Source organism: Pseudokineococcus basanitobsidens (assembly GCF_037482545.1).
Classification (GTDB): Bacteria; Actinomycetota; Actinomycetes; order Actinomycetales; family Quadrisphaeraceae; genus Pseudokineococcus; species Pseudokineococcus basanitobsidens.
In genome coordinates this window covers 21,252-27,427 of the sequence record NZ_JBBIAA010000022.1, presented here as the reverse complement: position 1 = coordinate 27,427, position 6,176 = coordinate 21,252, and the positions used below count along the sequence as shown (strand labels likewise).

Below are 6,176 nucleotides of genomic sequence, written 5' to 3'. Positions count from 1 at the left end.
ATGCTCCCCCCCCCCCCCACCTCACCGCAGGAGGCGTCGCAGCAGCGCGACGACGCGCTCGACGTCGACCCGCAGCGCCCGGGCCGGCAGGCGCACCACCGTCTCGCCCGGCGCGCAGACCTCCGCGGCCCGCAGCAGGTCGTCGTACCAACGGTCCTGGTCGAGGTGGCCGACGCCGTCGACCTCGAGGGCCACGCGCCGCCCGTCGGGCAGGACCCACAGCGCGTCCAGGTAGCGACGGCGTCCCGACGCGTCCGTGCGCACCACCTGCTGCATCGGTGCCGGCAGGTCGTTCGCGCGGCACAGGCGCACGAGACGCACCTCGGACAGCGCCTGGGCGCCGCCCTCGACGTCGTCGAGCACGGCCAGCAGCTCGCGCCGGTGACGCACCGGGCCGGCCGCCTGCAGCACCGGCCGCAGTCGCGACGGCGTCGTCAGGCGCTGCTGGACGACGGCGGCGAGCAGGCCGCCCGCCGTCCGTGACGACGCCGACCCGGCGCAGGCCTCGACCGCGGCGTCCTCCACCGCCAGCACGGGCAGCCCCCCGCGTCGCACCACCCGGGCGGCCCGGCGGCTGGACGTCGCCCGCGCCCCCGGCACGTCGGGCAGGCGGTGGCCCCGCGGCACCCGGACGGCCAGCCCCGGGCGCTCCCAGCCGCGGAGCCCGTGCACCTCGAGCGCCGACAGGCCGGACAGCGCACCGCCGGGGCCCGCGCTGAGCACGGCCGCCCAGCGCCGGGCGCCCCGGTCGAGCGGGCCCGTCGTGGTGCACAGGACGAGCGGTCCCACCTCCTGCCACCGCCGGGCGCGCACGGCGCGGGCCGCGTACCGGTCGTCGACGCCGCACCCGCGCAGCTGCGTCCGGGAGACGCACCCGCCCTGCTGGGAGGCCAGCTCGCCCACGCGAGCCGGCAGCGGGGTCCTCCGGGGCACCCCCTCAGCGTGCCGGTGCTGCGGCCCCCGCGCCGTCGCCCTGTGGACGACCGGAGGTGGCTGCACCAGGCTCCGCACAGACGGAGTCTCGTGCGGCCACCTCGGGACGGGGGCCGCCAGCGGCGACGACCTCGCGCAGCACCGCGCGGCACTCGGCGTGCAGGGCGACGAGATCGGGGCGCTCGCCCGCCTCCGCGCGCCGTGCCCACTCGTCGCAGGCCAGCCGCAGCGCCGTGCCGGCGAGCTCGGCGACCGTCCGGGTGCGCAGGTCGTCCGGGCTCGTGCCGGCGGCCGCGGCCACCATCGCGGCCACGCGCCCCGCCTGCTCCAGCTGCAGGCCGAGCGCCGCGGCGGTGAGCGCGGGGTCGGCGAGCACGAGGCGGCGGACGCGCAGGACCCTCGGCACGACGTCGTCGAGCGGCTCCGCGGCGAGGTGCTGCACGAGGGCGGCGACGGCGTCCTCCACCTGCTCCAGCAGCGGCCGGTCGGGCCGCACGCGGGCGAGGTGCCGGGCGAGCACCTCCTCCGCCTCCTCGTCGGGGGCCAGGACGGCCGCCTCCTTGCCCGCGAAGTACCGGAAGAACGTCCGCGCGGAGACGCCGGCGGCGTGCGCGATGTCCTCGACCGTCGTGGCGGCGTAGCCGTCCCGCTCGACGAGGTCGAGCGCGACGGCGCCGATCTCGGCGCGGGTGGCCCGCCGGCGGCGTTCCCGGAGGTCGGGGCGCGCCGGCGCGGGGGACGCCGCGGCCTCGGCGGTGCTCGTGCTCACGGACCCTCCACGGGGGACGACGGCTGGCTCGCTCGGTCACCATAACGGTGAGCGCCGACCTGGCAGTCTGTGCCATGCTGCGCGTCGATGCCTGGACAGCGCCGTCCGCGGCCCGCGGTGACGACACGGACGGTGAGGACGACGCGATGAGCACGACCACGGACCCCAGAGGACAGGCCGGCGGAGCACCGGCGACCTGGAGCAGCGGCGGCAGCACCGCCGAGGGCGCCGGCGTCGTCGGGACGGCGGAGCGGATGGCGCCCGGCAGCGGGCTCGTCATCGGGCTCCTGCTCGTCTCGGCCTTCGTCGTCATCCTCAACGAGACGATCATGAGCGTCGCCCTGCCGCGGCTGCAGGACGACCTCGGCGTCTCGACCACGACGGCGCAGTGGCTGACGTCGGGCTTCCTGCTGACGATGGCCGTCGTCATCCCGGTCACGGGGTACCTGCTGCAGCGGTTCCACCTGCGGCCGGTCTTCCTCGCCGCCATGGGGCTGTTCAGCGTCGGCACGCTCGTCGCCGCGCTCGCCCCCGGCTTCCCCGTGCTGCTCGTCGGCCGCGTTGTCCAGGCCTCCGGCACCGCGATCATGATGCCGCTGCTCATGACGACGGTGCTGACGCTCGTCCCGGCCTCCTCGCGCGGTCGGATGATGGGGCGGATCTCGATCGTCATCGCCGTCGCCCCCGCCATCGGCCCGACGATCTCCGGCCTCGTGCTCTCCGTGCTGGACTGGCGCTGGATGTTCTGGCTCGTGCTGCCCGTCGCCCTCGCGTCCCTGGCGCTGGGCGCGGCGCGGCTGCGGAACGTGACGACGCCGCGGCCGGGCCGCGTCGACGTCGTCTCCGTCGTGCTCTCGGCGCTCGCCTTCGGCGGGCTGCTCTACGGCCTGTCGAGCCTCGGCGAGAGCGCCGGCGAGCACCCCGTGCCGCTGTGGCTGCCGCTCGTCGTGGGGGCCGTCGCGCTCGTCGTCTTCGTCGTCCGGCAGCTGCGGCTGGCGCGCACCGGTGCGGCGCTCCTCGACCTGCGGGTCTTCGCGACGCGGTCCTTCTCGGTGGCAGCCGTCCTCGTCGTCCTCAGCATGGTGGCGCTGTTCGGCTCGCTCATCGTGCTCCCGCAGTACCTCCAGCGGGTGCTCGGCCTCGACACGCTGGGCACGGGGCTGCTGCTCCTGCCCGGCGGGCTGGTGCTCGGCGTCCTCTCGCCCGTCGTCGGGCGCCTCTTCGACCGGTTCGGGCCGCGGCCCCTCGTCACCCCGGGCGCGGTCGTCGTCAGCGCGGCGCTCTGGCTCATGACGACGTTCGGGGTCGGCACGTCGACGTCGTCCGTCGTGCTGGCGCACGTCCTCCTGAGCGCCGGGCTCGCCTTCGTCTTCACGCCGCTGCTGACCTCGGCGCTCGGGTCGCTGCCGGCGCACCTGTACTCCCACGGCAGCGCCGTGGTGAGCACCGTGCAGCAGCTCGCCGGCGGCATCGGGACGGCCCTTTTCGTCTCGCTGCTGTCGGCCACGGCGGCCGCGCAGGTCGCCGCGGGCGCGGGCCAGGTGGCCGCGACCGCCGACGGCGTGCAGGCGGCCTTCCTCGTCGGCGCCGTCCTGTCGCTCGTCGCCGTCGGTGCGTCGCTGCTCGTGCGGCGGCCGGCGCAGCAGCCCTCGCCGGAGGTGGTCGCCCGCTGACGGGGCGGGTGGCCGCACGAGGACGGCGTCCACGCCGTCGTCGTGCGGCCACCTCCTCCTCGCGGCTAGCGTCGGGCGCGGCACGAGGAGGTGCGAGGCGATGACGCGGCGCTACGGGCTCGAGGACCTGCTGGGCCCGGACGTGCGGGTCGAGCGGCTGGGCGGCGGGATGACGTGGGCGGAGGGACCCCTGTGGGTGCCCGCGCGTCGTGCGGTGCGCTGCAGCGACATCCCCGGGGACCGGGTGATGGAGTGGCGTGCGGACGACGGGGCGTGGGGCGTGCTCGCCCACCCCGTCGGGTTCACCAACGGCCGCACGCTGGGCCTGGACGGCGAGGTCGTCCAGTGCTCGCACGGGAACCGCCGGGTCGAGGTCGAGCGGGACGGCGTCGTCACGCCGCTGGTCACCTCCTGGCGGGGCCACCGGCTCAACTCGCCGAACGACGTCGTCGTGCGCTCGGACGGGACCGTCTGGTTCACCGACCCCGCCTACGGCATCCACCGACCCGCGGAGGGCCACCCGGGCGAGGAGGAGTACGGCGGCCACCACGTCTTCCGCCTCGACCCGGCGACCGGGGAGCTGGACGCCGTCGTCACCGACGTGGCGATGCCCAACGGGCTGGCGTTCTCCGCCGACGAGGCGCGGCTCTACGTCGCGGACTCCTCCCGCTCGCCCAGCCGGCCCGACGACCCGCCCGGGGACGGGCACGCGGTGCACGTCTACGACGTCGTGGACGGCCGCCGGTGCACGGGCGGCCGCGTGCTCGCCGAGGTGGAGCCCGGCGTGCCCGACGGCGTGCGCGTCGACGAGCTCGGCCACGTGTGGACGACGGCGGGCAGCTCGCTCGTCGTGCTGCGCCCGGACGGGTCCGAGGTGGGGCGGGTGGACGTCGGCGAGGTCGTCAGCAACCTCTGCTTCGGCGGCGACGGCGGCACCGACGTCTTCGCCACCGCCTCGACGAGCCTGGTCCGGCTGCGCGCCCGGGTCCGGGACGCCGCCCACGTGCACTCGCCGCGCGGCTGAGCCGACGGCGTCACCGGACGGACGAGCGGCGCCGGGCGAGGGCGCCGCCCGCCTACCGTCCTCCCATGACGACGCAGCGGGACGCCGCGACCTCACCGGGGCGGACCCCGGTCAGCCACGTACCGGTCAACGTCGGGCGCGGCCTCCTCATGGGCGCCGCCGAGGTCGTCCCCGGCGTCAGCGGCGGCACGATCGCGCTCATCACGGGCGTCTACGAGACGCTCATCGGGACGGCCGGGCACACGGTCACGGCGCTGCGCCACCTCGTCACCGGCGACGTCCGCGGGGCGCGACGGGAGGCAGCCCTCGGGCACTGGCTGGTCGTCGTCCCGCTGCTGCTCGGGACAGTCGTCGCACTGGTGGTCGGCGCCTCGGTCATCGAGCCGCTGCTGGAGGACCACCCCGTCGGCTCGCGGGCCGTCTTCGCGGGGCTGGTGCTCGCCTCGCTCGCCGTGCCGGTGCTCATGGTGGGGCGGGCGTGGTCGGCGTGGCTCGTGCTGCTGGGCCTCGTCGCGGCCGTCGCGGCCTTCGTCCTCACCGGCCTGCCGCCGGGCACGACGGCGGACCCGCCGCTCCCCGTCGTCACGCTGGCGGCGGCGGTCGCCATCTGCGCGCTCGTGCTGCCGGGCGTCTCCGGGTCGTTCCTCCTCGCGACGGTGGGCCTCTACGAACCGACGCTGACGGCCGTCAACGACCGCGACCTCGGCTACCTCGCCGCCTTCGCGCTCGGGGCCTTCGTCGGGCTCGCCCTGTTCGTGCGCCTGCTGCAGCACCTGCTCTCCGTCCACCGCGCCGTCACCCTCGCGGTGATGACCGGGCTCATGGCCGGGTCGCTGCGCGCGCTGTGGCCGTGGCAGACCGAGAGCCGCGACGTCCTCGGTCCCGACGGCGACCTCCTGCCCGTCCTGGGGCTCGTGCTCGTCGGCGCGGCCGTCGTCGTCGTGCTGCTCGTCGTCGAGCGCGCCGTGGGCGCGGACCCGACCGCCCGGCGGGGTGGCGAGCCGGCCCCCGACGTCGCGGGGCGCTGACGGTGCTCCCGCGGCCGCAGCGCAGGCGCCCGGGCGGGGGGCAGGCGTCGTCGTCGTCCCGTCCGCCGTGCGGCCCGACCGGGTCCCGGGCCGAGGAGCCGCCGTGGAGCTGCTGACCGGGGCGGGGCTCGCGGGCGCCGCCGGGCTCAACGCCTGGCTGCCGCTGCTGCTCGTGGGGCTGGCCGCCCGCCTCACCGACCTCGTCGTGCTGCCGCCCGGCTGGGAGTGGCTGGGCGGCACCCCGGTGCTCGTGGCGCTGGCCGTGCTCCTGCTCGTCGAGGCGGTCGCGGACAAGGTGCCCGGCGTCGACCACGTCAACGACGTGCTGCAGACCGTCGTCCGCCCCCTGGCCGGCGGCGTCGCGGCGAGCGCCGGCACCGGCGGCGGGGACGGTGCCGGCACGGCCGTCGGCGACGCCGCCGCCGCGGGCAGCAGCGGCTCGTGGGCGTCCTCGGTCGACTGGCCGACCCTGGTGGCCGGGGCGGCCCTCGCGCTCGGCGTCCACCTGCTGAAGACGGCCGGACGGGCGGTGGTCAACGCCGCGACGCTCGGGGCGGGGGCGCCGGTCGCCTCGACGGCCGAGGACGCGCTGTCGCTCGGGCTCGTCGCCGCCGCCCTGCTCGCGCCCCTGCTCGTGCTCGTGGCGCTCGCGGCCCTGGCGGTGGTCGCCGTCGTGGTCGTGCGCCGGCGGCGACGGCGCGGTCCCGGGCGGCTGCGGCCCGTCTGAGCGGGCCCTCGGCGCGGTCCGC

At 77.3% G+C, this 6,176-nt stretch carries 6 protein-coding genes; 4 read left to right on the top strand and 2 right to left on the bottom strand.

Annotation, left to right across the window (positions count from 1 at the left end):
* Nucleotides 1-21: 21 nt before the first annotated feature.
* Nucleotides 22-933: a PDDEXK family nuclease gene (locus WDZ17_RS14050; protein ID WP_339575798.1), complete on the bottom strand. Its 912-nt coding sequence runs from the start codon at nt 931-933 to the stop codon at nt 22-24.
* A gap of 4 nt (nt 934-937) precedes the next feature.
* Complete coding sequence (locus WDZ17_RS14045) at nt 938-1,702, bottom strand: TetR family transcriptional regulator (protein WP_339575797.1); 765 nt, start codon at nt 1,700-1,702, stop codon at nt 938-940.
* Nucleotides 1,703-1,848: 146 nt separating this feature from the next.
* On the opposite strand from WDZ17_RS14045, the gene WDZ17_RS14040 reads away from it, so the two are divergent.
* The 4 genes from WDZ17_RS14040 to WDZ17_RS14025 all read left to right on the top strand — a co-directional run bounded on the left by WDZ17_RS14040 (nt 1,849) and on the right by WDZ17_RS14025 (nt 6,154).
* Complete coding sequence (locus WDZ17_RS14040) at nt 1,849-3,375, top strand: MDR family MFS transporter (RefSeq protein WP_339575796.1); 1,527 nt, start codon at nt 1,849-1,851, stop codon at nt 3,373-3,375.
* 100 nt (nt 3,376-3,475) lie between these two features.
* Complete coding sequence (locus WDZ17_RS14035) at nt 3,476-4,399, top strand: SMP-30/gluconolactonase/LRE family protein (protein WP_339575795.1); 924 nt, start codon at nt 3,476-3,478, stop codon at nt 4,397-4,399.
* Between the two features lie 65 nt (nt 4,400-4,464).
* Nucleotides 4,465-5,427, top strand: coding sequence for a DUF368 domain-containing protein (locus WDZ17_RS14030; protein ID WP_339575794.1), 963 nt, complete (start codon nt 4,465-4,467; stop codon nt 5,425-5,427).
* A 103-nt stretch (nt 5,428-5,530) separates the two neighbouring features.
* Nucleotides 5,531-6,154: a DUF4126 domain-containing protein gene (locus WDZ17_RS14025; RefSeq protein WP_339575793.1), complete on the top strand. Its 624-nt coding sequence runs from the start codon at nt 5,531-5,533 to the stop codon at nt 6,152-6,154.
* Nucleotides 6,155-6,176: the final 22 nt, after the last annotated feature.

Excerpts from the sequence above, each read along its gene's own strand:
- WDZ17_RS14035 (WP_339575795.1), top strand. The coding sequence starts at position 3,476 with ATGACGCGGCGCTACGGGCTCGAGGACCTGCTGGGCCCGGACGTGCGG.
- WDZ17_RS14030 (WP_339575794.1), top strand. The coding sequence starts at position 4,465 with ATGACGACGCAGCGGGACGCCGCGACCTCACCGGGGCGGACCCCGGTC.
- WDZ17_RS14040 (WP_339575796.1), top strand. The coding sequence starts at position 1,849 with ATGAGCACGACCACGGACCCCAGAGGACAGGCCGGCGGAGCACCGGCG.